The organism is Cellulomonas shaoxiangyii, from assembly GCF_004798685.1.
Classification (GTDB): Bacteria; Actinomycetota; Actinomycetes; order Actinomycetales; family Cellulomonadaceae; genus Cellulomonas; species Cellulomonas shaoxiangyii.
Genome location: NZ_CP039291.1, coordinates 1,864,072 through 1,885,822, shown reverse-complemented (window position 1 = coordinate 1,885,822; position 21,751 = coordinate 1,864,072). Strand labels below are relative to the sequence as shown.

Here is a 21,751-nt window from a genome sequence, read left to right as displayed (position 1 = left end):
ATGACCTCGGCAGGGACGGCACCCGAGGGGGCGGGGGAGGACGCGGCGCTCGCCGCACCCTTCCGCCCGCGCCTCGCGCGTCGGGTCACGCTCACGGTCGGCGCGGCGTTCCTCGCGCTGACGGTCGTGCTGGTGCTCGTCATGCCGGGGCTCGGCCCGGGCGACGTCGTCGGCTTCCTGCTGTTCGGCCTCGCGGTGGCGTGGTTCTGCTGGCGGCAGGCGTCGGTGCGCGCGGTGCCCGACGAGCGCGGGCTCCTGGTGCGGAACCTGCTCCTGACCCGGCACGTGACGTGGGCCGAGGTCGTCTCGGTCCGGTTCGGCCAGGGGCGCCCGTGGGTCCAGCTGGACCTCGCCGACGGCGACACGCTCGCGGTCATGGGCGTGCAGCGCGCCGACGGCACGTTCGCCGAGCAGGAGGCGCGGCGCCTGGCCACCCTGGTCGCGCGCCGCAGCGCGACCCCGCACGACGCCTGAGGGCCGCCCGCCGCCGCGGCGGAGGCGTCAGCCGAGCAGACGCACCGCGTGCACGCCCGCGACGGCCGCGGCGATGAACGCGGCCGGGTCGGCGTCGAGGCCGCGGCCCATCGTCGACAGGCGGACCGGGCTCGTGCGCAGCGCGTCGAGCAGCGGGGCGTCGGCCGGGACGTCGTGCACCCGGTGCCGGCCGTGCGGCTCGGCGAGCCCCGCGGCCTGCTCGGCCACCCGGCGGGCGAGCGACGACCACGCGCCGGCGTCGCCCTCCGCGGCGAGGTCCTCCGGGGTGCCGGGCAGCCCGGCGAGGACGGGGACCGGCACGTCCGCGGGCACCAGCGCCACGCGTCCGTAGGCCGTCAGGGAGTGGTGCGAGACGCCGAGGTGGCGCTCCCGGGCGTCGGCGCCGGAGACGCGCAGCGACGCGACCGGACGCCCCCGCAGCACGCCGGCCGCGTTGACGGCCTCGCCGGCGGCGACGCCGGAGAACCCCCATCGCGTCCCGGTGCCGAGGTTGCCGGGGCCCTGGGCGACGACGGCGAGGTCGGCCCCGACGACGTGCCGCGCCGCCAGCAGCCCGGTGTGCACGGTGACGGCCTCGAGGTCCCCGCCGAACGCCTGCCCCGTGGTCACGCACGCGTCGAGCCAGCCGGCGTCCCGCAGCCCCGCCACCGCGCGGGAGAACCAGGCGGGCAGCGCGCCGCCGTCGGTCATGACGTACGCGACGCGCAGCGCCCGCCCGCGGCGCACCGCCTCCGCGCGCGCGCCCGCGAGCACCGCCGGCAGCGCGGAGTGCAGGTCCGCCACGACGACCGGCATCCCCCCGAGGTCGTCGGCGTCCCGGAGCGCGTCGTGGTGCGGCGACTCCTGGTCGTCGACGCCGAGCACCATCGCCTGCAAGGGCGTGTACCGCGCCTTCACGAGGTGGCCGGGGCCGTCGGGCGCATCCGCGGGGAGGGCGTCGGTGCGCGCGACGACCAGCGCGTAGCCACCGGTGCCCAGACCCCGCACGAGGGCCGTCACGTTGAGCAGGACGCGCGCGCCCGGCTCGAGCTCGCCGACCAGGTGGGGGTACGCCAGCGCACGGACCGTCCGGTCCTCGCCCTCGAGGGCGACGCGCGCCTCGCGCGCACCGTCCCACCGGGCCCCGCACTCCACCACGACCCCGGCACGCCACGCGATCACGGGGCTCACGCTACCCGGGCGTGGCCACCGGGCCGGCCGCGCGCGCCCTGCCGCGACGCGGCGGCACGCCGACTACGGTGGTCCCGATGCCCACCGCCATCCCTCCCGCCGAGCGCCTGCTCAACCTCGTCATCGCCCTGGTCAACACGCCCGGGCGGATGACGAAGGAGCAGGTGCGCTCGTCCGTGGCCGGGTACCAGGACGCCGCGTCGACCGAGGCGTTCGAGCGGATGTTCGAGCGCGACAAGGACACGCTGCGCGAGCTCGGGATCCCCGTGCTGACGGTGACGCACGCGGGGCACGGCGACGACGTCGGCTACCGCATCGACACCGAACGGTGGTCGCTGCCGCCGCTCGAGCTCACCGCCGCCGAGCTGGGCGTGCTCGCGCTCGCCGCGCAGCTGTGGCAGGACCAGTCGCTGCGTGCCGACAGCTCGCGCGCGCTCACCAAGCTCCGCGCCGTCGGGCACGCCCCGGAGGCGAGCGACCTGGTCGCCGGGCTCGCGCCGCGCGTGCGTGCCGGCGGGGACGCGTTCGCGCCGCTCGTCGACGCGGTCCAGGCGCGGCAGGCGGTCCGCTTCACGTACCACGCCGCCACGACGGGCGAGGTGCTGGTGCGCCACGTCGAGCCGTGGAAGCTCCTGGCGCGCCGGGGCGGGTGGGTGCTCCTCGCGCGCGACCGCGACCGCGGCGCGAGCCGATCGTTCCGCCTGAGCCGCATCCGTGGGCCCGTGCGGGCCGTGGGGGAGCCGGGCGCGTTCCCGCCGCCGACGCCCGAGGAGCTGGCCGAGGCGTCCCGCATGTGGGCGGGCGACGGGCCGGAGCGGACGGCGCTGCTCGCCGTCACGCCCGACCGGGCGGGCGCCGTGCGCGCGCGCGGCACGGAGCCGCCGGCCGACGTGGTGCTGCCCGCCGGCGCCGACGCCGTGCTCGCCGGGCGCGACCTGGTGGCCGTGCCGTTCCGGCTGGGCTGGGAGCTGGCCGAGGAGCTCGTCGGCTACGGCGACGCCGTCGTCGTCCTCGAGCCCGCCGACGTGCGCGACGAGGTCGTCCGGCTGCTGCGCGTCGCGTCCGAGCTGGACCGTCCCGCCGGTGAGCGGGCCGCCGACGTCCGCGCGGGCGGCCCGGCCGACGCGTGGGCGACCGCGGAGCAGGAGGTGCGCGGTGCCTGAGCGCGCGAGCGACCGCCTCGTGCGGATGCTGGGCATGATCGCCTACCTCCAGCGGCACGAGGACGTGCGCGTCGAGGACGTCGCGGCGCAGTTCGGCGTCACGCCGGAGCAGGTGATGGCGGACGTGGACACGTTGTGGGTGACGGGCACGCCCGGGTACCTGCCGGACGACCTCATCGACTTCGACGCCGCGTCCTACGAGCAGGGCGTCGTGCGGCTCACCGAGGGTCGCGGCGTCACCCGGCCCCTGCGGCTGGGCCCGCGGGAGGCGGTCGCGCTGGTCGCGGCGCTGCGCGCCCTCGCGGCGCTGCGCCCGGCCCTCGACGCCGAGCGGGTCGCCGTGCTCGACTCGGCGCTCGCCAAGGTGCAGGCGGCCGCGGGCGACGCGGCCGCGGGCGTCGACGTCGAGCTGCAGGTCAACGCGCCCCCGGAGGTCGTCGCGGCCGTGGGTGCCGGGCTCGCGGAGCGGCGCCGGCTGCTGCTGCGCTACGTGGACGCGTCGGACGTGGTGACGGAGCGCGAGGTCGACCCCCTGCGCCTCGTCACGCAGGACGAACGCTCGTACCTCATCGCCTGGGCGCTCGAGGCGGACGCCGAGCGCAGGTTCCGCATGGACCGGATCGTCGCGGCGACCGTCCTCGACGCACCCGCGGACGAGCACGCGCTGCCCGCGGACGCCGAGGACTTCTCGCCCGACGCGAGCGGCGACCTCGTGACCGTGCGGCTAGCCGGGCGGGCGCGGTGGGTCGTGGAGTCGGTACCCGTGGAGGCGACGCGCGAGCTCGCCGACGGCTCCTTCGAGGTGGACCTGCGGGTCGTGCAGCCGGCGTGGCTGCGCCACCTGCTCCTGCAGGTCGCGGACGAGGTCCGTGACGTGCGCCCGGCCCACGTCGCCCGCGAGGTCGCGGAGGCTGCCCGGGCCGCGCTGGCCGCGTACGCGCCGCTGCTGGGCGCGCCGAACCCGGACGCCGTCGCGTCCGCCACCCCCCAGGAGGCCTGACCGTGCTCTGGACCGTCGTGTGGGTCGTGCTGGTGCTCGCCACGCTCGTCGGCGCCTTCCTGCTCGGGCGCCGGCTGTGGCGCTCGGCGGTCGCGCTCGGTGCGGAGCTGAGGCGGGCGTCGGAGACGCTCGACCTGCTCGGGGAGCGCGTCGAGCAGCTGGAGGAGGCGGCCCGCGCGGCGCAGGTCCGCGTGCGCCCGGCGCTCGGGCAGGACGTCGAGGTGCTCGGGTCGCGGGTGCAGGAGCTGCGGGCGGCGAGGCGCGCCCGCAGCGCCGGGCGTCAGGACCGGCACCGCGCGACCGTGCAGGACGCCACGCGCCGCTGGTGGGGCTGACGAGGTCGCAGCGCCCCCGGCGGTCCTTCACGGACCGTCCCCGCCGGCCGCGGACCCTTCGGGGCGACGTGCGCCGGCCGGAGGGCGCCACCCGTACAATTCGGAGGGTCAACGCCGTCGAAGGCAGGAGTGCGTCGTGCGTCCTCACTGGACCCAGATCCTCATCGTGCTGCTGGTGGTGGTCCTCCTCTTCGGGGCGAACCGTCTGCCGGGCCTCGCACGGTCGGTCGGGCAGTCGATGAAGATCTTCAAGAACGAGGTCAAGGACCTCGCGGACGAGGACCGTCCCGACGCGGCCGCCACGAAGACCACGGTGACCGGCCCGGCCGTCCCCGGTCCCACGGCCCCCGCGCCCGACCCGGTGGTCGACGCCTCGGCCCAGCGCCTCGCGGACACGCCGCCGGACCCGGCCGCACCCCCGCGCGGCTGACACCGGCGTGAGCAGGTCCCCCCGCCGTCCGCGCGATCCGGACGGGCGCATGCCGCTGCGCGAGCACCTGCGCGAGCTGCGGCGGCGCCTCGTGCTCATCGCCCTCGGCCTGGTCCTGGGTGCCGTCGCGGGGTGGTTCCTGTACGAGCCGGTGTTCCACCTGCTCCAGGAGCCGGTGCGTCAGGTCGCCGCCTCGCGGTCCGAGGTCGTCACGCTGAACTTCGCCGGCATCGCCACGGCATTCGACATGCAGGTCAAGGTGTCGTCCTTCCTCGGGGTCCTCCTGAGCAGCCCGTGGTGGCTCTACCAGCTGTGGGCCTTCATCACCCCTGGGCTCACGCGGCGTGAGCGCCTGTACGCCGTGGGCTTCGTCGCCGCTGCCGTGCCCCTGTTCCTGGCCGGTGCGGGACTGGCGTGGGCTGTGCTCCCGAACGCGGTGCGCGTGCTGCTGGAGTTCACGCCCGCGGGCACCGCGAACGTGACCGACGGGCAGATGTACCTCAGCTTCGTCATGCGGCTGATGCTCGCGTTCGGCGCCGCCTTCCTCCTGCCGGTGGTCATGGTCGCGCTGAACCTGACGGGGCTCGTGCAGGCGCGCGCGTGGGCGCACGGCTGGCGGTGGGCCGTCGTCATCGCGTTCGCGTTCGCCGCGGTCGCCACGCCGACGCCCGACGTGGTGACGATGCTCGCCGTGGCATTCCCCATCTGCCTGCTCTACGGCGCCGCCCTGGGCGTCTGCCTGCTGCACGATCGCCGGGTCGACCGGCGGCTCGTCGCGGAGGGACTGCCGCGCCTCGACGGCACGCTGCCGGGGGAGCGGGCCCGGGAGCGCCGGGGCGGCGCACCCCGCACGGCAGACGCCGCCGCCGACGCGGACTGAGCGCCACTCGCACGTCCAGCGAGACGGCGGCGCCCGCCGCCACGCCGAGGGTGTTGTCGCTGCTGGCCGCGTCGTGCGCCGTGACGCGTGCCTAGGGTGGTCGAGTGGCACGTTCCCCCCGTCCCCGCACCAGCGATCCCGAGCTCTCCCCGGCCGAGCGCTACGCCGCGGCCCGGCGCCGTGCGACCTCGGAGCGCAGCGCCCTGGCGGCGTTCCGCTCCCGGCTCGACTTCCCGCTCGACGACTTCCAGGTGGAGGCCTGCGCAGCGCTCGAGCGCGGCAGCGGCGTCCTCGTCGCGGCGCCGACCGGCGCGGGCAAGACCGTCGTCGGCGAGTTCGCCGTGCACCTCGCGCTGGAGTCCGGACGCAAGGCCTTCTACACGACGCCGATCAAGGCGCTCTCCAACCAGAAGTACGCGGACCTCGCCCGCGTGCACGGCCAGGAGCGCGTCGGGCTCCTCACCGGGGACACCAACGTCAACGGCGACGCCGACGTCGTGGTCATGACGACCGAGGTGCTCCGCAACATGCTCTACGCGGGGTCGCCGGCACTGGCCGGGCTCGGCTACGTCGTCATGGACGAGGTGCACTACCTCGCGGACCGGTTCCGCGGGCCCGTGTGGGAGGAGGTGATCATCCACCTGCCCGACGACGTGCAGCTGGTGTCCCTCTCCGCGACGGTGTCGAACGCCGAGGAGTTCGGCGACTGGCTGTCGACCGTCCGCGGCGACACGACGGTCGTGGTGAGCGAGCACCGCCCCGTGCCGCTCGGTCAGCACGTCCTCGTGGGCGACGACCTCCTCGACCTCTACGCCGGGCACGTCGACCCGACGGACCCCGGTGTGGACCCGCCCATCAACCCCGATCTCACGCACGTGCTGCGCCGGCAGTCGGCCGACCCGCGCGACCGGCGGGGCCCGGGGGACCGTGGCCGCGGTGGCCGGCGTCCGGGCATCGGGGTGCGGCAGGCGCCGCGGTTCGCGGTGGTCGACACGCTGGCGCAGGAGAGCCTGCTGCCCGCGATCGTCTTCATCTTCTCGCGCGCCGGGTGCGAGGCTGCGGTGCAGCAGTGCCTGTCGGCCGGAGTGCGGCTGACCACCCCTGCCGAGCAGGCGGAGATCCGCCGCGTCGCCGAGGAGCGCTGCGCGGCCATCCCGCCCGAGGACCTGGGGGTGCTCGGCTTCGACTCCTTCGAGGAGGCCCTCGCGCGCGGCGTCGCGGCGCACCACGCGGGCATGCTGCCGCTGTTCAAGGAGACCGTCGAGGACCTGTTCTCGCGCGGCCTGGTCAAGGTGGTGTTCGCGACCGAGACGCTCGCGCTGGGCATCAACATGCCGGCGCGCTCGGTCGTGCTCGAGCGGCTCGTGAAGTGGGACGGGTCGTCGCACGTCGACATCACGCCGGGGGAGTACACCCAGCTCACCGGCCGCGCGGGGCGGCGGGGCATCGACACCGAGGGCCACGCCGTCGTCGTCGCCCACACGGGGCTCGACCCCGTGCAGCTCGCCGGCCTGGCGTCGCGCCGGCTGTACCCGCTGCGCTCGTCGTTCCGGCCCACGTACAACATGGCGGTGAACCTCGTCGCGCAGGTCGGTCGCGACCGCGCCCGCGAGGTGCTCGAGACGTCGTTCGCGCAGTTCCAGGCGGACCGCGGCGTGGTGGGGCTCGCCCGGCAGGCCCAGTCGCACGCCGAGGCGCTCGACGGGTACGCCGAGGCGATGTCGTGCGACCTCGGCGACTTCACCGAGTACGCGGCGCTGCGCCGGGGCATCGGCGAGCGTGAGCGTGACCTCGCGAAGCAGGCGGCCTCGGCCCGCCGTGCCGACGTGGCACGCACGCTCGAGGGCCTGCGCGTCGGCGACGTCCTCGAGGTGCCCACGGGGCGTCGCGCGTCGTACGCGGTCGTCGTCGACCCGGGCGGGCGCCCCGGCTTCGACGGCCCTCGGCCCACGGTCCTCTCCACCGACCGCCAGGTGCGCCGACTCACGGTCGCGGACGTGGGCACGGGGGCCCGCACCGTGGGCTCGCTGCGCGTGCCGTCGTCGTTCAACGTGCGCGTGCCCGCCGCCCGGCGCGACCTGGCCGCGCGCCTGCGGGCCCGCCTCGACGAGCTCGACCTCGCCCCCGCACCCGGGCGGCCGGGCCGCCGCGACGCCCGCCGCACGGCCGCGGCGGACGACGCGGAGCTGGAGGGCATGCGGCGCCGGCTGCGCGCGCACCCGTGCCACCGCTGCCCGGACCGCGAGGAGCACGCCCGGTGGGCGGACCGCTGGCACCGGCTCAAGGGCGAGCACGACGCCCTCGTCGCGCGCATCGCCGGGCGGACCGGGTCGATCGCCGCCGTGTTCGACCGCATCTGCGACGTCCTCGTCACGCTCGGGTACCTGGAGCGCACGGAGGCGGAGGCCACCACGCCGACCGGCGGGACGGCACTCGCGGTGACCGACGCCGGCCAGTGGCTGCGGCGGATCTACGCCGAGAACGACCTGCTGCTCGCGGAGTGCCTGCGCCGCGGCGTGTGGGAGGAGCTGGACCCCCCGCAGCTCGCGGCGGCCGTCTCGGCGCTCGTGTACCGGTCGCGGCGCGACGAGGAGATCGAGCCGCGTGTGCCGGGCGGGCCGCAGAGCCGGTTGGGGCGCGCCCTGGACGCGGCGGTGCGTGCGTGGTCGGAGCTGGAGGACCTCGAGCACGGCCACCGCCTCGAGACGATCCAGCCGCTCGACACCGGCCTGGTCGAGCCGATCCACCGCTGGGCGGCGGGGCGCAGCCTCGATGCGGTCCTGCGTGGCGGTGACCTCGCCGCCGGCGACTTCGTCCGCTGGGTGAAGCAGGTGGTCGACGTGCTCGACCAGATCCACGGTGCGGCGCCCACCGCGCGGCTGCGGACCACGGCGGACCGCGCCGTGACGGCCCTGCGCCGGGGAGTGGTGGCGTACTCGGCGGTGTGACGGTCCTCCCCGGCTAGGCTGTCACGATGTGACCTCGACCCTGTACCGGCACGGCGTCGTGCACTCCCCGTCCGACCCGTTCGCCGAGGCGGTGCTCGTCGAGGACGGCACCGTGGCCTGGATGGGCTCGGACGACACCGCGGACGGGCTCGTCGCGGGCGTCGACGAGGTGGTCGAACTCGACGGCGCGCTCGTCGCGCCCGGGTTCGCGGACGCGCACGTGCACCTGCTCGAGACGGCGCTCGCGGCACGGGGGACCGACCTCACGGCAGCCGCGGGCGTGCGCAGCCTCGCCGACGCTCTCGCCGCCGTGGCCCGTGCCGCCGCCGCGCGACCCGGCGGCGACCGCCGGCCGCTGCTGGGGCACGGCTGGGACGAGCGGGACTGGCCCGAGGGGCGCCCCCCGACCCGGGAGGAGCTCGACGCCGCCGCCCACGGGCTGCCCGTGTACCTCGCCCGCGTCGACGTGCACTCCGCGGTCGTGTCCACGGCCCTCGCCGAGGCCGCCGGTCTGCGTGGCCTGCCGGGATGGTCGGACGACGGGCGCGTCGAGCGCGACGCGCACCACGCCGCGCGGACGCTCGCGCGGGCGGTGGAGCCGGGGGAGCGGACGGCGCTCTACCGGGAGGCGCTCACCGCGGCCGCGGCCGCGGGCGTCGTCTCCGTGCACGAGAAGTCGGCGCCGTCCATCGACACCCGCGACGGTCTGCGCGAGCTGCTGGCCATGACCGCCGACCCGGCGTCCGCCCTGCCGCTCGTCGTGGGCTACCGGGGGGAGCGGTGCGTGACTGCCGACGACGCCCGCGCGCTGCTCGCCGACATCCCCGGCCTGGCCGGCATCGGCGGCGACCTCAACGTCGACGGGGCGATCGGGTCGCGCACGGCCGCGCTGCGTCACCCGTACGCCGACGCCCCGGGCACCTCCGGGCACCTGTACCTCAGCGCGGAGGAGATCGCGAACCACATCACCGCGGTCACGCGTGCCGGCACGCACGCCGCGCTCCACGTCATCGGCGACCGCGGGCTCGACGAGGTGCTCCTGGGCCTGCGCGCCGCCGCCGACGTCGAGGGCACGGCCGCCGTCGCCGGTGCGGGCCACCGGCTCGAGCACGCCGAGATGGTGGACGCGCCGTCCCTCGCGCAGATCGTCCTGCTGGGCCTGCGCCTGTCGGTGCAGCCTGCCTTCGACGCCGCGTGGGGCGGGCCCGACGGCATGTACGCCGCCCGGCTCGGACGCGGCCGTGCCGCCGCCCTGAACCCGTTCGCCGACCTTGCGGCCGCGGGGGTCCCGCTCGCGCTCGGCTCCGACGCCCCCGTGACCCCGGTCGACCCGTGGGCCGGCGTGCGGGCGGCGGCCCAGCACCACCAGGTCGACCAGCGCATCTCGGTGCGGGCCGCCTTCCGCGCCGCCACCCGCGGCGGGTGGCGGCTTGCGCACCTGGACCACACCGGTGCGGGGGAGCTGCGCGTGGGGGCGCCGGCGCACCTCGCCGTGTGGCGCGCCGAGCACCTCGTCGTGCAGGCCGCGCGGACCTCGTCGTGGAGCGCCGACCCCCGCGCCGGGTCCCCGCTGCTGCCGGACCTGTCGCCGGGCGCGCCCGCGCCGCGGTGCCTGCGCACGGTGCGTGCGGGCGTCGTGCTGCACGACGAGCTCGGCTGATCCTGGGGCCGCGGCGGCGCGGGCCGCCGGTGCCGCGCGACGGGAACGGCCGCCGGCGGCTCTGGTCCGTCCGGGTGAAAAACGTCAGGTGCTCGACGCATCGCGGCCACGTCGCGGCGACGTGCGCGTCACCTGCCCGACACATCACGCGCGTCAACGCAGCGACACGCGGACGACACGCCGAGCGGCGCGACCCCGGAGCCGGCGCACCGACCTCGCTGACCTGGAGGGAGTGCCGTGACCTGGCGGTACGCGACCTTGACACCCTGCGCGCGGCCGGGAGTAGGTTCGCCAATGGCCTGCCGATGAGGGCACCGGTAGGGGGGCCACAGACTGCTCGTCCGGTGCCGTCGGCCAGAGCTCCGACCGGGCCCGTGCGCTCAACAGACAACGGCAGGACGACGTCCTCGCCGGTACGAAGGGCGCACGGGCCGGTCGGTCGGAGCCGGGGAGGCAACTCCCCGGCCCCGGGCCCGCGACCGGTGGCTCCGCCCCGGCTGCGGACCCGGCGGCTGACCACCGCACGCGGCCCCGGCGCTTCCTCCTTCCGCACACCGAGGTCGTCCCTCGGTGCACCCAGGCGGCTGACGTACCCTGACGCGGTGCCGCTCCCGCCCCCCGCCCGCTGGGCGACGCTCCTGCTCGCCGGGGCCGGCGGATGGCTCACCCGCATGGCCTTCCCCGACCCGGGCTGGTGGGGTGCGGCCTACCTCGGCATGGCGCTGCTCTACCTCGCGCTGCGGCGCGACAGCGCGCGCTGGAACGCGCTGGTGGGCCTGGTCTGGGGGCTCGCCTGCTTCGCGCCGATGATCACGTGGGCGCACGAGGCCGTGGGCGTCGTCCCGTGGGCCGCCCTCAGCCTCCTGGAGGCCGCCTACGTCGCCCTGTTCGGCGCGGCGTGGGCATGGGCACGCCGGGGGCACGCGGTGTGGCGCAGCAGCGCGTGGCAGCTGGTGGTGTTCGTGATCCTCTGGGTCGGCGTCGAGGAGCTGCGCGGCGCGTGGCCGTTCGGCGGCTTCCCGTGGGGCCGACTCGCGTTCTCCCAGGCCGACTCGCCGCTGGCGTCCTACATGTGGCTCGGCGGCACGCCGCTGCTGACCGCCGTCGTCGCGGCGATCGGGGTGCTGCTGGCGCGCGCCGTCCTCGCCGCGGGGCGCCTTGCCGTCGGGCGCACGCTCGGCGCGCTGGCGGGCGCGGTCGCCGTCGGGCTGGTCGCGCTGCTCGTCCCGCTCGACACCGGCGCGGAGGCCGGCACGCTGCGCACCGGCGCCGTCCAGGGCAACGTCCCGGAGCCGGGCCGGCTGGACGCCTTCGGCCAGCGGCGCCAGGTCCTCGACAACCACGTCGCCGGCACCCGCGCGCTGCTCGAGCAGGTGGAGCCCGGTGAGCTCGACGTCGTGCTGTGGCCCGAGAACGGGTCCGACATCGACCCGCAGGTCGATGCCGAGGCGGCGGGTCTCATCGACGGGGTCGCGCGCGAGGTCGGCGCCCCGATGCTCGTCGGCACCGTCGAGTACCCGGACGAGGGCGGGCGCTTCAACACCGCAGTCCTCTGGCAGCCCGGCACCGGCGTGGTGGCGACGTACTCCAAGCAACGGCCCGCACCCTTCGCCGAGTACATCCCGATGCGCGGGTTCGTGCGCAACTTCTCGCCCGCGGTCGACCTCGTCACACGCGACATGGTCGCCGGCACGGAGCCCGGCGTGGTTCCCCTCGTGTCGGAACGGCTCGGTCGCACGGTCACGCTCGGGGACGTCATCTGCTTCGAGGTGGCGTACGACGGCATCGTCCGCGCGGCCGTCCGGGAGGGCGGCGAGGTCCTCGTCGTGCAGACCAACAACGCATCGTTCGGCTGGACCGACGAGTCCACGCAGCAGCTGGCGATGTCCCGGCTGCGCGCCATCGAGCACGGCCGGGCCACCGTGCAGATCTCCACGGTCGGCGTGAGCGCCGTCATCGCGCCGAACGGCGCCGTCACGCAGCGCACCGAGCTGTTCACCCCCGCGCAGATGGTGGCGTCGCTGCCGCTGCGCACGTCACTGACGCCCGCGACACGCATGGGGGACTGGCCCGCGCGGATCGCGGCCGCCCTCGCCGTGTGCGTCGTGGTGGCAGGTGCCGTGGGGGCGAGCAGGCTGCGCCGCGACGAGCGGCCCGACGGCGCCTGACGCGGCACCCGGTGCCGCCGGCACGGTCGGCCGCTGCATCGTCTGCCGCTGCATCGTCCGGCGCGGCGTCGTCGGGCACCACGCGGGGCGCCTCGCGCGCCGATCCGGACAGCGCGACGCCCCCGGGATCATGTCCACCGGGGGCGTCGGGGTACTGCGTCGTGCTGCGGTCAGGCGCTGCGGCGCAGCTTGCCGGCTCGCAGCAGGTCGAGCCGCTCGTCGAGCAGCTCCTGCAGCTCGTTCACGGTGCGACGCTCGAGGAGCATGTCCCAGTGCGTGCGCGGCGGCTTCCCCGCCTTGAGCTCGGGCTTCGAGGCGTCGCGCAGCAGCGCCTCGGTGCCGCAGCGGCACTCCCACACCACCGGCACGTCGGCCTCCACCGAGAACGGCAGGATGATGGTGTGCCCGTTCGGGCAGTCGTAGTGCGCCTGGAGACGGGGAGCGAAGTCGACGCCCTCCTCCGTCTCCATGCTGTGGGACCCGATGCGCATCCCGCGCAGGGATCTGTTGGCCATGTGGGACCTCCGTGCCGTTGTGCGGCCGTCGTACCTGATGCTTCCGGTGATCTCAACGGGGACGCGGACGTCAGTGTTCCGCGCAGCCGTGAAGGTCTGGTGAAACCACTCTGACGCAGCGGCGCCGGGAGCGCGCGCGGAAGCACGGACGGGGGAACGGCACGCGTCCGTGCGGCTGGCCGCACAGGCCGGGGGCTGGTGCCCGTCCTAGGCTGCCATGGTGACCATGACCTACCGCCGACTCGGCGACTCCGGCCTCACCGTCTCGACCGCGGGCCTCGGCTGCAACACGTTCGGCGCGACCCTGGAGCCCGACGGCGTCGCCGCCGTCGTCCACGCCGCCCTGGACGCCGGTGTGACGTTCTTCGACACCGCCGACGTCTACGGCGGCACACCGGGCCAGAGCGAGGAGCTGCTCGGCGCCGCCCTGCGCGGGCGTCGCGACGACGTGGTCGTCGCGACGAAGTTCGGCATGGACGTGCGCGGGCTCAACGGCGCCGACTGGGGCGCGCGCGCCTCGCGCCGGTACGTTCGCCGGGCCATCGAGGGCTCGCTGCGCCGTCTGGGCACGGACCACGTCGACCTCTACCAGCTGCACCGTCCGGAGCCGGAGACCCCGATCGAGGAGACGCTGGCGGCCCTCGAGGAGCTCGTCGCGGAGGGCAAGGTCCGCTACCTCGGGTCGTCCAACTTCTCGGCCTGGCAGCTGGTCGACGCCGACTGGGCCGCGCGCACCGCCGGCACGACGCCGTTCGTCTCGGCGCAGAACCGCTACAACCTCATGGACCGCGAGGCGGAGGCGGAGCTCGTGCCCGCCGCCGAGCACGTGGGCGTGGGCATCCTGCCGTACGTGCCGCTCGCGTCGGGACTGCTCACGGGCAAGTACCGTCGCGGCGAGGCGGCACCGGCGGGCTCGCGTCTCGAGCGCATGCCGCAGCGCATGGCGGGCGCCGACTTCGACCGCATCGAGGCCCTCGCGGCGCTGGCCGACGCGTGGGGTGTCGACCTGCCGACGGTCGCCCTCGGCGGCCTCGCGGCGCAGCCGGCCGTCGGCTCGGTGATCGCCGGCGCGCGCACGCCCGAGCAGGTGCGCGCGAACGTCGCGGCCACCCTGTGGGAGCCGGACCTCGAGCAGCTCGCGGCGATCGACGAGGCGTCGCCCGGGCCCGGGGCCTGAGCACCGGCGCAGGGCCGGCGGCGCCGCGGCCCGCCCCGCGTCTCACACCGCCAGCACGCGGGCACGGTGCTCACCGATCGCCACCACGGCGGCGACGGGCAGTGCCCGGTCCGTCGCCGCGAGGACGACGGCGTGCGCCCACGCGCGCTCGAACGCGCCCCGGTCGCCGCCGGCGGCCCGGACGACCGCCACGACGGCGGAGCCGCCGGGCGCCTCGCGCTCCAGGACCACGGCCAGCACGTGCACCAGCTGGCGTGCCGCGGCGGCGTCGGGGCGCAACGGGACGTCGGTGATGGGCAGGACCACGGGCAGCAGGCGCCGATGGGCGTCCAGCAGGGCGAACCACACCGCGGGCGGACCGGCCCGTTCGGGCCCGACCAGCCGGAGCATCAGCTCGAGCGCGGCCGCGTCGTCGAGCACGCGGACGCCCGGCGGCGCGGCGTCGGCGAGGTCGTCGTCGGGACCCGGCGCTGCCCACCGGGGCGCGTGCGGGTCGACGACGTGGGGCGGCACATCGCCGGGCAGGGCGCCGCTCCCGTGGTCGGGGAGGTCGTCGGGGAGACGGTCGTCGGAGTCGTCGGTCGGGCGGGGCGCGTCGGCGCCGGTCGGGTCGCTCATGGCGGTGCAGCGTCACGGGGGAGCGGCCCGTGTGCGGCCGTCCGGCGCGCCGCCCGGGGACGGGCGACGGGCATCGTGCGGCTGGGGTCGGCTCGCGGGGGGCACGGCGGGGGAGTGTCGGTGGTCCGCGGTACACCTGAGCCGTCCGCCGTCCGCCGTCCGCCGTCGACCGAGGGAGGCACGCGTGCGCATCGTCGTGGCCACACCCACCGGCCTGGTCGGGTCGCGCGTCGTCGCGCGGCTGCACCGCGCCGGGGTCCGGCCGGTGCTGCTCGTCCGGGACCCGGGGCGGCTGACCGACGCCGTCCGCGGCCGCAGTGAGGTGCTCGCGGTCGACCTGCTGGACGTGGACTCGGTCGTGCGGGCCACGCGTGGTGCGGACGCGCTGCACTGGGTCGCGCCGTCGACGGGCCCCGACCCGCTGGCCGCGTACGACACCCTCGGCTCCGTGGCGGCGACCGCCGTCCGCGAGAACGGGATCGGCCGGGTCGTCCTGCAGAGCAGCGTCGGCGCGGAGGCGCGACGAGGCTTCGGCGAGATCGACGGACTGGGCCGGGCCGAGGAGCACCTCGACGCCACGGACGCCGCGGTGACGCACCTGCGCTGCGGCTACTTCTTCAGCAACCTCCTGATGGACCTGCAGACGCTGCGGGCGGGGGTGGTTACCACCCAGCTCGAGGTGGACAGGCGGATCCCGTGGGTGGCGCCCGACGACGTGGCCGACGTGGCGGCGCTGCGCCTGCTGTCGACGGGGTGGACCGGCCGCACGACGCAGGGCGTGCTCGGGCCGGCGGACCTCTCCGCCGAGGACGTCGCGGCGACGCTGGCAGAGCTCACCGGGCGCCCGTTCCGCGCCGAGCAGGTCCCTGACGAGGCTGTCGCAGAGCAGCTGCGCGCGTTCGGCATGACGCAGGCGCAGGTGGACGCGACGGTCGGGATGGCACGCGGCTTCCGGTCCGCGTTCCGCGGCGAGGACCCGCGCGACGCGGTCAGCACGACCACCACGACGTTCCGGGCATGGGCCGCCGACACCCTCGTGCCGGCACTGGGGGACTGACGTGCGACGTCCGGCCCGGGCACCGGCGGCCTGTGCGGCGATCAGTTCTCGGTGGCGACGAGCGCGAGCGAGGCGGCGACGGTGATGACGACGACCGCCACCGCGACCCCCACGGCGGCGGCGACGAGCGCGGTCAGCAGCGGACGCGCCCGCCACGCCGCCATGAGCCGCGGGTCGCGGGACCGGAGCGCACGAGGCGTGATCGGCTCGATGACCGATGCGACGGGGACGCCGCGCGCCGCGAGGTCGTGCGCCAGCGCGGTCAGCTGCTGGCGGTCCCACACCTGGCCGACCAGGTGCACGAGCGGCTTCGCTGCTCCCGCGACGATCAGGTGGTGCGTGGCGCCGGCACCCAGGGACATGTGCGTCACCATGGCGGCCGTCGTCACCTGCGCCGCGGTGAAGCGGCGCGCCCGCCCGCCGCCCACCACGGCGTACGTGCCGTCGCCGAAGACGAGGCGGGACCGACGCGCCATGCGCGCGGCGGAGACGGCGGTCGCCGCGACGAGCGCGACGGCCAGGGCCACGGCTGCCGCCGCGAGCCACCCGCGGCCCGTGAGCATCGCGGTGCTGCTGGCCGGCACGGCGAGCAACAGGGCGTACGGGACGGCGCCGACGACGTTGGTCCGCACGACGCGACGGTGCGCGTCCGGCGTCAGGGTGAGCTCGGTCACGCGCACATGGTGTCGCATCGCCGCCGCCGGGCGTGTGTGCTGCGACGGGCGCGCCAGAGGCCACGTGTCGGACGGGCCCTGACATCGGGCTCGTCGGCGCGCTGCATCACCCGCGGAACCCCGGCTGCTCTACCCCGTTCCGTAACGCCGATAATGTGCATTATGTCAGACCGTCGCCAGCGAGAGGGGTCGCGCCCCCTCCGGCCACGCTCAGGCCTGGTCGGTGCGCGGGCTCGCGTCGAGCCCCGCCACGTCGACGTGCCGCTCGTAGCGCTCCTCGGTGCGGTCCGGGTCACGCGGCAGCACCTGACGTTCGCCGGTACGCACGAAGCCCGCACGCACGTACAGGTCCACGGCCGACGCGTTGTCCTCGACGACCCACAGCGAGGCGGTCTCGGCGCCGTCGTGCGCCGCGGCCCGCACGACGGCGTCGAGCAACGCCCACGCCACCCCACGGCGGCGCACCTCGGGCGCCACCCACATCTGCTGCACGTGCCGGTCCACCTCGGACGAGCCGGGCTCGCGGATCATCGACACCAGGCCGCGGGGCGTCCCGTCGTCCTCGACCGCCACCCACGTCGGGCTGGTGCGCAGCCGCATGCGCCAGTGCGACTCGAGGAACCGCTCCTCGCGTGCGAGGGACGACCCGAACACCTCCGGCGACTCGCGCAGGGCCCGCAGCCGGATGTCACGGACCAGCTGCCAGTCGTCCTCGGCCACGGCGCGGATCTGCATCGGGCCAGGATGCCCTACGCCGGTACCCCCGGGGCTCAGCCCACCTCGCGCGCCGTCGGACCGTCGTCGGGGCGCTGCTCCCCCAGGCCGTCGGCACCCTCGAGGTCGGCGGCAGCGCGCCGCTCGCCCCCGTGGCCGGCGGGGTCGGGCACGGAGCGCGCGAGGTCCGCGATCTCCTCCTCGGGGCGCGGCGGGACCGTCTCGTCCTGCTCCAGCGTGGGCACGTCGTGGCTCTCGGTCATGGGTGTCTCCTCTTCGACGCGCCCACGCTAGCGAGGGCGTCGCGGCCCGGCGACCGGGCCGGCGTCGCCCCTCAGCCGCCGACCGTCACCGACTCCCCCGCGCCGAGGACGAGGACATCCGCGGTGAGCAGCTTCCGCAGCAGGGTGACCGCGCTCGCGCGGCCCTTGTCGCTGAGCAGCTCGTCGTGGATCGGGACCACCCGACGCGGCCCCACGGCGCGCACGTAGTCCACGGCGTCGGCGAGCCGCAGCCACGGTGCCCCGACGGGCTGCAGGAGCAGGTCCACCGCCGTGCCGACGGGCGGCCGCGTGTAGGAGTCGCCGGGGTGCAGCAGCGCGCCGTCGACGAGGTACGCGACGTTCGCGGGCACGGGCAGGTCGGGGTGGATCACGGCGTGCCGCTCCCCCAGCACCTGCACCGTGGCCCCGGCCACCACCGGCTCGTCCCCCTCGGCGACGGGATGGAGCCGGTCGCGCGGTGCGCCGGCCGCCTCGAGTGCGGCGAGCACCGGCTCCGGTGCCCATGCCTCGGTGCCGGCGCGGACCCGGTCGGCGACCACGCCCACGTCGAGGTGGTCGGGGTGCTCGTGCGTGACGAGGACCGCCTCCGCACCCTCGAGCGCGGCGGCGACGTCGCTCCAGACGCCCGGATCCACGACGATGACGCGCCCGTCGCGCTCGATGCGGACGCACGAGTGCCCGTGCCGGGTGACGGTGAGGACCATCGGCCCATCCTGGCGTACGGACGCCGGCAGCGCCCGGGCCGGATGCCCGGGCCGCGGAACGAGCCGAGGACCGGGAGCGCGACGGGGACCGTCCACACCGCGTGGCGGACTCGTGCCCGGCGACCGTGCCCGGCTACCGTGGCGCCGTGCTCGTCCTCGGTGTGTGCAGCCTCAAAGGTGGTGTCGGCAAGACCTCGGTGACCCTCGGGCTGGCCTCCGCAGCCCTCGAGCGCGGCCTGCGCACGCTGGTCGTCGACCTCGACCCGCAGGGCGACTCGACGATGGCGCTCGGCGCCACGGGGGCCGCGGCGGGCGACGTGGCGTCGGTGCTCGACGCCCCGTCCGACGCGACCGTCGCCGCTGCGACCGTCGCGTCGAGCTGGTCGGCGCGCGGCCTCGACGTGCTGGCCGGCTCCGAGCGCTCGGTCCTGCACGACCGGGTCGACGACGACGACCTCGACCGGTTGCGCCACGCGCTGTCGTGGGTCGCCGGCTACGACCTCGTGCTCATCGACTGCCCGCCGTCGCTGGGTGGACTCACCCGCACGGGTCTGACGGCCTGCGACCGCGCCGTGGTCGTCACCGAGCCGGGGCTGTTCGCCGTCATGGCCGTCGGCCGGGCGATGCGCACGATCGACGAGCTGCGGCGCGGGTCGGCGCCCGCGCTCCAGCCGCTCGGCATCGCGGTGAACCGCGTCCGCCTCCGGTCCGTCGAGCAGGCGTACCGGCTGCAGGAGCTGCAGACCTTGTACGGGCCGCTCCTCCTCTCCCCCACCATCCCCGAGCGCGCAGCGCTGCAGCAGGCACAGGGCGCCGCGCAGCCGGTGCACGCGTGGCCGGGTGCCGCCGCTGCCGAGCTCGCCGACGTGTTCGACCAGCTGCTCGAGCGCGCGCTCCGAGCGCCCCGGCGCTGACCTCCCCGTCGCGCCCGCGCGACGGCTCGTCCGCACCACCACGACGACGACGCCCCGACCGGGTCTCCGGTCGGGGCGTCGTGGTGCGTCGTGGTCTCGTCAGCCGGCGGTGCGCGCCTGGCGCCGCAGCGCGAGCTCGTCCCGCGGGTTCGGGACGGCCACCGGGGTGTCGTCCTCGGCCCGCTCGGTCGGGAGCTCGGCGAGCGTGCCCTCGACCTCGCGCCACACACGCCCGACGGCGATGCCGAACACGCCCTGACCGCCCTGCACCAGGTCGATGACCTCGTCGGCGGACGTGCACTCGTAGACGCTCGCGCCGTCGGACATCAGCGTGATCTGGGCGAGGTCGTCCACGCCGCGCTCGCGCAGGTGGCTGACCGCGGCGCGGATCTGCTGGAGGGACACACCCGTGTCCAGCAGCCGCTTGACGACCTTGAGGACGAGGATGTCCCGGAAGCTGTAGAGCCGCTGCGTGCCGGAACCGGTGGCGGGGCGGATCGACGGCTCGACCAGCCCGGTGCGCGCCCAGTAGTCAAGCTGACGGTAGGTGATGCCGGCCGCGCGGCACGCCGTCGGCCCGCGGTACCCCGTCGCGACGTCGAGGTCGGGGAGGTCGTCGTCGAACAGCAGACCCTGCGCTCGCTGCGGTACGGGTCCGGAGTTCTCGGCAGTCTCGTTGCTCACCACGCGCCCTCCGTCGGCGTCCGCGGGGCGGGCGCGCTCCTTCTCGATCTGCTGCAACGCTAGGCCCGCACCGACCGGACCGCAACGAACGGGCCCGGCGTGTCGCCCCTGCATGTCTTACCTTCAGGCTGAGGTGCAGGGTTGGCCGGACACCGGTCAGGTGTCGCGCCCGCCCTGCTCGGGTCCCGGCTCGTTCCCCGTCTCGAAGTCCTCGGCCGACACCTGGTCGAGGAACTCGCGGAACTGTGCGAGGTCCTCCTCGCTCGTGGCCGGCCGCACCTCGACGCCGGCGACGGCCACGACCTCGGCCGAGCACAGCACCGGGCAGTCGAACCGCAGGGCGACCGCGATGGCGTCGGACGCGCGCGAGTCGACGCGCTGCCCCCCGTGCAGCACGAGGGCCGCATGGAACACGCCGTCCTCGAGGCTGGTGATCTCCACGTGCACCACGGGGGCGCCCGCGGCGGCGAGCGCGTCGCGCAGCAGGTCGTGCGTCATCGGGCGCGGCGGGACGACGCCCGCCTGCGCGGCCGCGATCGCCGAGGCCTCGCTCGGGCCGATGAGGATGGGGACGAGCAGCGCCGCGTCCGGGTCCAGCAGGAGCACGACGATCTCGTCGTCGGCCAGGTGCGTGCGCACGCCGACGACCTCCACCGGCACCAGCTCGGGATCGTCGGCCACGCCTCCACGCTACGACGCCGCAGCGGCCACGTCTGCCCGAGCCGGGCACGGCGCGTCGGCCCCCCGGGGCGGCGTCGGGCAGGCGGTCAGGCGACGGGTCAGGGCGTCAGGTCGGCCACGGACGAGCGCAGCAGCGCGGTGTGCATCTGCGCGCAGAGCTCCCCCACCTCCGCGGCCAGCGTGGACGCCCGCGCCCGTGCGGACACGCTGCGCTGGCCGCGCCACGGCGCCACCACCTGGTCGACGAGGTCCGCCTGACGGTCCGCCGCCGCGCGGAACGCGCGCAGGTGGCGAGGGTCGATGCCGTGCTCGGCGAGCGCAGCCGCGGCCACGACCACCTCCCGCGCCCACGCGTCGAACACCCCGCGCTGGTCGGGTCGCAGGACGCCCTGCGCGACCAGGTCCTCGACCAGCTCCCGGGGGACGCGTGCGTCCTGCGCGAGCCTGTCTGCCGTGAGGCGGTCGGGCGTCCTGGCGACGCCGTCGCTCGTCGCGAGCCGGGCGCGCGGCGGTGCGTCCCCGTCCTCCGCCCCCGCGTCCAGCTCGGCCAGACGCTCGCCGATGACCTTGAGCGGCATGTACTTGTCCCGCTGCTGGCGCAGCACGAACCGCAGGCGCTCCACGTCGGCCGGCGAGTACTGCCGGTACCCGGAGGGCGTGCGCACGGGCGAGACGAGCCCCTGCTCCTCAAGGAACCGCAGCTTCGACGTCGTCACGGCCGGGAACTCGAGCCGCAGAGCGGCGAGCACGTCGGAGATCCGCATGCTCGCGCGCCGCGACAGCCCGCGGGGCCAGGGCTCGGCAACCGGCGCCGCGCTCGAGTCCGTGGCCGTGTCCCCGCCCTGGGGACGGGTCTGCCGGGTCGCGAGCGCGCGCGCGGCGGCGCCGTCAGGAGGCGTCACGGTGCGGGCTGGGGTGGAACGTCATGCGGTACTTGCCGATCTGCACCTCGTCCCCCGCTCGCAGGACCGCCTGGTCGATCCGCGCGCGGTTGACGTAGGTCCCGTTCAGCGACCCGATGTCCCGGACGACGAACTGGTTGCCCTCACGCACGAAGTCGGCGTGCTTGCGCGACACCGTCACGTCGTCGAGGAAGATGTCGGCGCGGGTGCTGCGGCCGGCCGTCGTGCGCTCCGCGTCGAGCAGGAAGCGTGCTCCCGAGCTCGGTCCGCGCTGCATGATCAGCAGTGCGGACGTCGGCGGCAGCGCCTGCACCGCGGCTGACTCGTCGGACGTCAGGCCGACCCGTGCGGGGGCCTCCTGGTCCACCGCTTCGAGCGAGCCGAAGCTGACGGTCGTGTCGGGGCCGTCGCCGCGGTACGTCGGCAACCCTCCGGCCGGAGCCGGTCGATCGTCGCTCATGTGCACCTCCCGTGTCGGTGGCAGGCACGTGGACGCTCCCGCCTCGACCCCGCCGTCGCGGCTCTCACCCTATGTGCTCCCGGCACGTACGTGCAGCACACGGAGCACCTGACCGGGT

General features: G+C 76.1%; 23 protein-coding genes. 12 read left to right on the top strand and 11 right to left on the bottom strand.

Going from position 1 to position 21,751, the window contains the following annotated elements; translation table 11 throughout:
• Complete coding sequence (locus E5225_RS08590) at positions 1–474, top strand: PH domain-containing protein (RefSeq protein WP_135972740.1); 474 nt, start codon at positions 1–3, stop codon at positions 472–474.
• Positions 475–501: 27 nt separating this feature from the next.
• Here the strand turns inward: E5225_RS08590 and E5225_RS08585 are convergent, their stop codons facing one another.
• Entirely contained in the window at positions 502–1,656 is a 1,155-nt protein-coding gene (locus E5225_RS08585; RefSeq protein ID WP_135972741.1) for a DUF3866 family protein, read from the bottom strand.
• Between the two features lie 86 nt (positions 1,657–1,742).
• Here E5225_RS08585 and E5225_RS08580 point away from each other — a divergent pair, with 86 nt between their 5' ends.
• The 8 genes from E5225_RS08580 to lnt all read left to right on the top strand — a co-directional run bounded on the left by E5225_RS08580 (position 1,743) and on the right by lnt (position 12,249).
• On the top strand, positions 1,743–2,828 hold the full coding sequence (locus E5225_RS08580; RefSeq protein ID WP_135972742.1) for a helix-turn-helix transcriptional regulator: 1,086 nt from the start codon (positions 1,743–1,745) through the stop codon (positions 2,826–2,828).
• The gene (locus E5225_RS08575; RefSeq protein WP_135972743.1) at positions 2,821–3,828 is read left to right on the top strand and encodes a helix-turn-helix transcriptional regulator; all 1,008 of its coding nucleotides are present in this window, start codon (positions 2,821–2,823) and stop codon (positions 3,826–3,828) included. Before E5225_RS08580 ends, E5225_RS08575 begins: the two co-directional genes overlap by 8 nt.
• A 2-nt stretch (positions 3,829–3,830) precedes the next feature.
• Positions 3,831–4,163, top strand: a complete 333-nt coding sequence (locus E5225_RS08570; protein ID WP_135972744.1) for a hypothetical protein — start codon at positions 3,831–3,833, stop codon at positions 4,161–4,163.
• 136 nt (positions 4,164–4,299) lie between these two features.
• A complete protein-coding gene (tatA, locus tag E5225_RS08565; protein WP_135972745.1) occupies positions 4,300–4,593 on the top strand; it encodes a twin-arginine translocase TatA/TatE family subunit in 294 nt (97 codons plus the stop codon).
• A 49-nt stretch (positions 4,594–4,642) separates the two neighbouring features.
• Positions 4,643–5,473: a twin-arginine translocase subunit TatC gene (tatC, locus tag E5225_RS08560; RefSeq protein WP_135972785.1), complete on the top strand. Its 831-nt coding sequence runs from the start codon at positions 4,643–4,645 to the stop codon at positions 5,471–5,473.
• Positions 5,474–5,577: 104 nt separating this feature from the next.
• A complete protein-coding gene (locus E5225_RS08555; RefSeq protein WP_135972746.1) occupies positions 5,578–8,421 on the top strand; it encodes a DEAD/DEAH box helicase in 2,844 nt (947 codons plus the stop codon).
• A 28-nt stretch (positions 8,422–8,449) separates the two neighbouring features.
• Positions 8,450–10,081 (top strand): amidohydrolase, encoded by a 1,632-nt coding sequence (locus E5225_RS08550; RefSeq protein ID WP_135972747.1) that lies wholly within the window; start codon positions 8,450–8,452, stop codon positions 10,079–10,081.
• A gap of 602 nt (positions 10,082–10,683) precedes the next feature.
• Positions 10,684–12,249: an apolipoprotein N-acyltransferase gene (gene lnt / locus E5225_RS08545; RefSeq protein ID WP_135972748.1), complete on the top strand. Its 1,566-nt coding sequence runs from the start codon at positions 10,684–10,686 to the stop codon at positions 12,247–12,249.
• A gap of 170 nt (positions 12,250–12,419) precedes the next feature.
• Here the strand turns inward: lnt and E5225_RS08540 are convergent, their stop codons facing one another.
• The gene (locus tag E5225_RS08540) at positions 12,420–12,764 is read right to left on the bottom strand and encodes an RNA polymerase-binding protein RbpA (protein ID WP_135972749.1); all 345 of its coding nucleotides are present in this window, start codon (positions 12,762–12,764) and stop codon (positions 12,420–12,422) included.
• A 226-nt stretch (positions 12,765–12,990) separates the two neighbouring features.
• On the opposite strand from E5225_RS08540, the gene E5225_RS08535 reads away from it, so the two are divergent.
• Positions 12,991–13,941, top strand: coding sequence for an aldo/keto reductase (locus E5225_RS08535; RefSeq protein WP_135972786.1), 951 nt, complete (start codon positions 12,991–12,993; stop codon positions 13,939–13,941).
• 42 nt (positions 13,942–13,983) lie between these two features.
• Here the strand turns inward: E5225_RS08535 and E5225_RS08530 are convergent, their stop codons facing one another.
• Entirely contained in the window at positions 13,984–14,559 is a 576-nt protein-coding gene (locus E5225_RS08530; RefSeq protein WP_135972750.1) for a hypothetical protein, read from the bottom strand.
• A 184-nt stretch (positions 14,560–14,743) separates the two neighbouring features.
• Between E5225_RS08530 and E5225_RS08525 the strand changes: the two genes are divergently transcribed.
• Positions 14,744–15,616, top strand: coding sequence for an NAD(P)H-binding protein (locus E5225_RS08525; protein WP_135972751.1), 873 nt, complete (start codon positions 14,744–14,746; stop codon positions 15,614–15,616).
• 41 nt (positions 15,617–15,657) lie between these two features.
• Here the strand turns inward: E5225_RS08525 and E5225_RS08520 are convergent, their stop codons facing one another.
• The 4 genes from E5225_RS08520 to E5225_RS08505 form a co-directional block, all read right to left on the bottom strand.
• Entirely contained in the window at positions 15,658–16,290 is a 633-nt protein-coding gene (locus E5225_RS08520; protein ID WP_135972752.1) for a hypothetical protein, read from the bottom strand.
• Positions 16,291–16,500: 210 nt separating this feature from the next.
• Complete coding sequence (locus E5225_RS08515; RefSeq protein ID WP_135972753.1) at positions 16,501–17,025, bottom strand: GNAT family N-acetyltransferase; 525 nt, start codon at positions 17,023–17,025, stop codon at positions 16,501–16,503.
• A 35-nt stretch (positions 17,026–17,060) separates the two neighbouring features.
• Positions 17,061–17,267 (bottom strand): hypothetical protein, encoded by a 207-nt coding sequence (locus E5225_RS08510; RefSeq protein WP_135972754.1) that lies wholly within the window; start codon positions 17,265–17,267, stop codon positions 17,061–17,063.
• 71 nt (positions 17,268–17,338) lie between these two features.
• Positions 17,339–17,992, bottom strand: a complete 654-nt coding sequence (locus E5225_RS08505; protein ID WP_135972755.1) for an MBL fold metallo-hydrolase — start codon at positions 17,990–17,992, stop codon at positions 17,339–17,341.
• Positions 17,993–18,138: 146 nt separating this feature from the next.
• Between E5225_RS08505 and E5225_RS08500 the strand changes: the two genes are divergently transcribed.
• Positions 18,139–18,906 (top strand): ParA family protein, encoded by a 768-nt coding sequence (locus E5225_RS08500; RefSeq protein ID WP_135972756.1) that lies wholly within the window; start codon positions 18,139–18,141, stop codon positions 18,904–18,906.
• Between the two features lie 99 nt (positions 18,907–19,005).
• On the opposite strand, the gene E5225_RS08495 is transcribed toward E5225_RS08500, so the two are convergent.
• From E5225_RS08495 to E5225_RS08480, 4 genes are all read right to left on the bottom strand, one after another.
• Positions 19,006–19,593 carry a MerR family transcriptional regulator gene (locus E5225_RS08495; protein WP_135972757.1) on the bottom strand — a complete coding sequence of 196 codons (588 nt, stop codon included), beginning with the start codon at positions 19,591–19,593 and terminating at the stop codon, positions 19,006–19,008.
• Between the two features lie 153 nt (positions 19,594–19,746).
• On the bottom strand, positions 19,747–20,271 hold the full coding sequence (locus tag E5225_RS08490; protein WP_243738137.1) for a bifunctional nuclease family protein: 525 nt from the start codon (positions 20,269–20,271) through the stop codon (positions 19,747–19,749).
• A 98-nt stretch (positions 20,272–20,369) separates the two neighbouring features.
• On the bottom strand, positions 20,370–21,035 hold the full coding sequence (gene ftsR, locus E5225_RS08485) for a transcriptional regulator FtsR (RefSeq protein ID WP_135972758.1): 666 nt from the start codon (positions 21,033–21,035) through the stop codon (positions 20,370–20,372).
• 124 nt (positions 21,036–21,159) lie between these two features.
• On the bottom strand, positions 21,160–21,633 hold the full coding sequence (locus E5225_RS08480) for an FHA domain-containing protein (protein ID WP_135972759.1): 474 nt from the start codon (positions 21,631–21,633) through the stop codon (positions 21,160–21,162).
• Positions 21,634–21,751 lie beyond the last annotated feature (118 nt).

Bases quoted from the DNA above. Each gene is read 5' to 3' on its own strand.
- E5225_RS08540 (WP_135972749.1), bottom strand. From the start codon at position 12,764: ATGGCCAACAGATCCCTGCGCGGGATGCGCATCGGGTCCCACAGCATG.
- E5225_RS08480 (WP_135972759.1), bottom strand. From the start codon at position 21,633: ATGAGCGACGATCGACCGGCTCCGGCCGGAGGGTTGCCGACGTACCGC.
- E5225_RS08530 (WP_135972750.1), bottom strand. From the start codon at position 14,559: ATGAGCGACCCGACCGGCGCCGACGCGCCCCGCCCGACCGACGACTCC.
- E5225_RS08510 (WP_135972754.1), bottom strand. From the start codon at position 17,267: ATGACCGAGAGCCACGACGTGCCCACGCTGGAGCAGGACGAGACGGTC.
- ftsR (WP_135972758.1), bottom strand. From the start codon at position 21,035: ATGCGGATCTCCGACGTGCTCGCCGCTCTGCGGCTCGAGTTCCCGGCC.
- E5225_RS08535 (WP_135972786.1), top strand. From the start codon at position 12,991: ATGACCTACCGCCGACTCGGCGACTCCGGCCTCACCGTCTCGACCGCG.
- E5225_RS08580 (WP_135972742.1), top strand. From the start codon at position 1,743: ATGCCCACCGCCATCCCTCCCGCCGAGCGCCTGCTCAACCTCGTCATC.
- tatC (WP_135972785.1), top strand. From the start codon at position 4,643: ATGCCGCTGCGCGAGCACCTGCGCGAGCTGCGGCGGCGCCTCGTGCTC.
- E5225_RS08590 (WP_135972740.1), top strand. From the start codon at position 1: ATGACCTCGGCAGGGACGGCACCCGAGGGGGCGGGGGAGGACGCGGCG.
- E5225_RS08515 (WP_135972753.1), bottom strand. From the start codon at position 17,025: ATGCAGATCCGCGCCGTGGCCGAGGACGACTGGCAGCTGGTCCGTGAC.
- E5225_RS08505 (WP_135972755.1), bottom strand. From the start codon at position 17,992: ATGGTCCTCACCGTCACCCGGCACGGGCACTCGTGCGTCCGCATCGAG.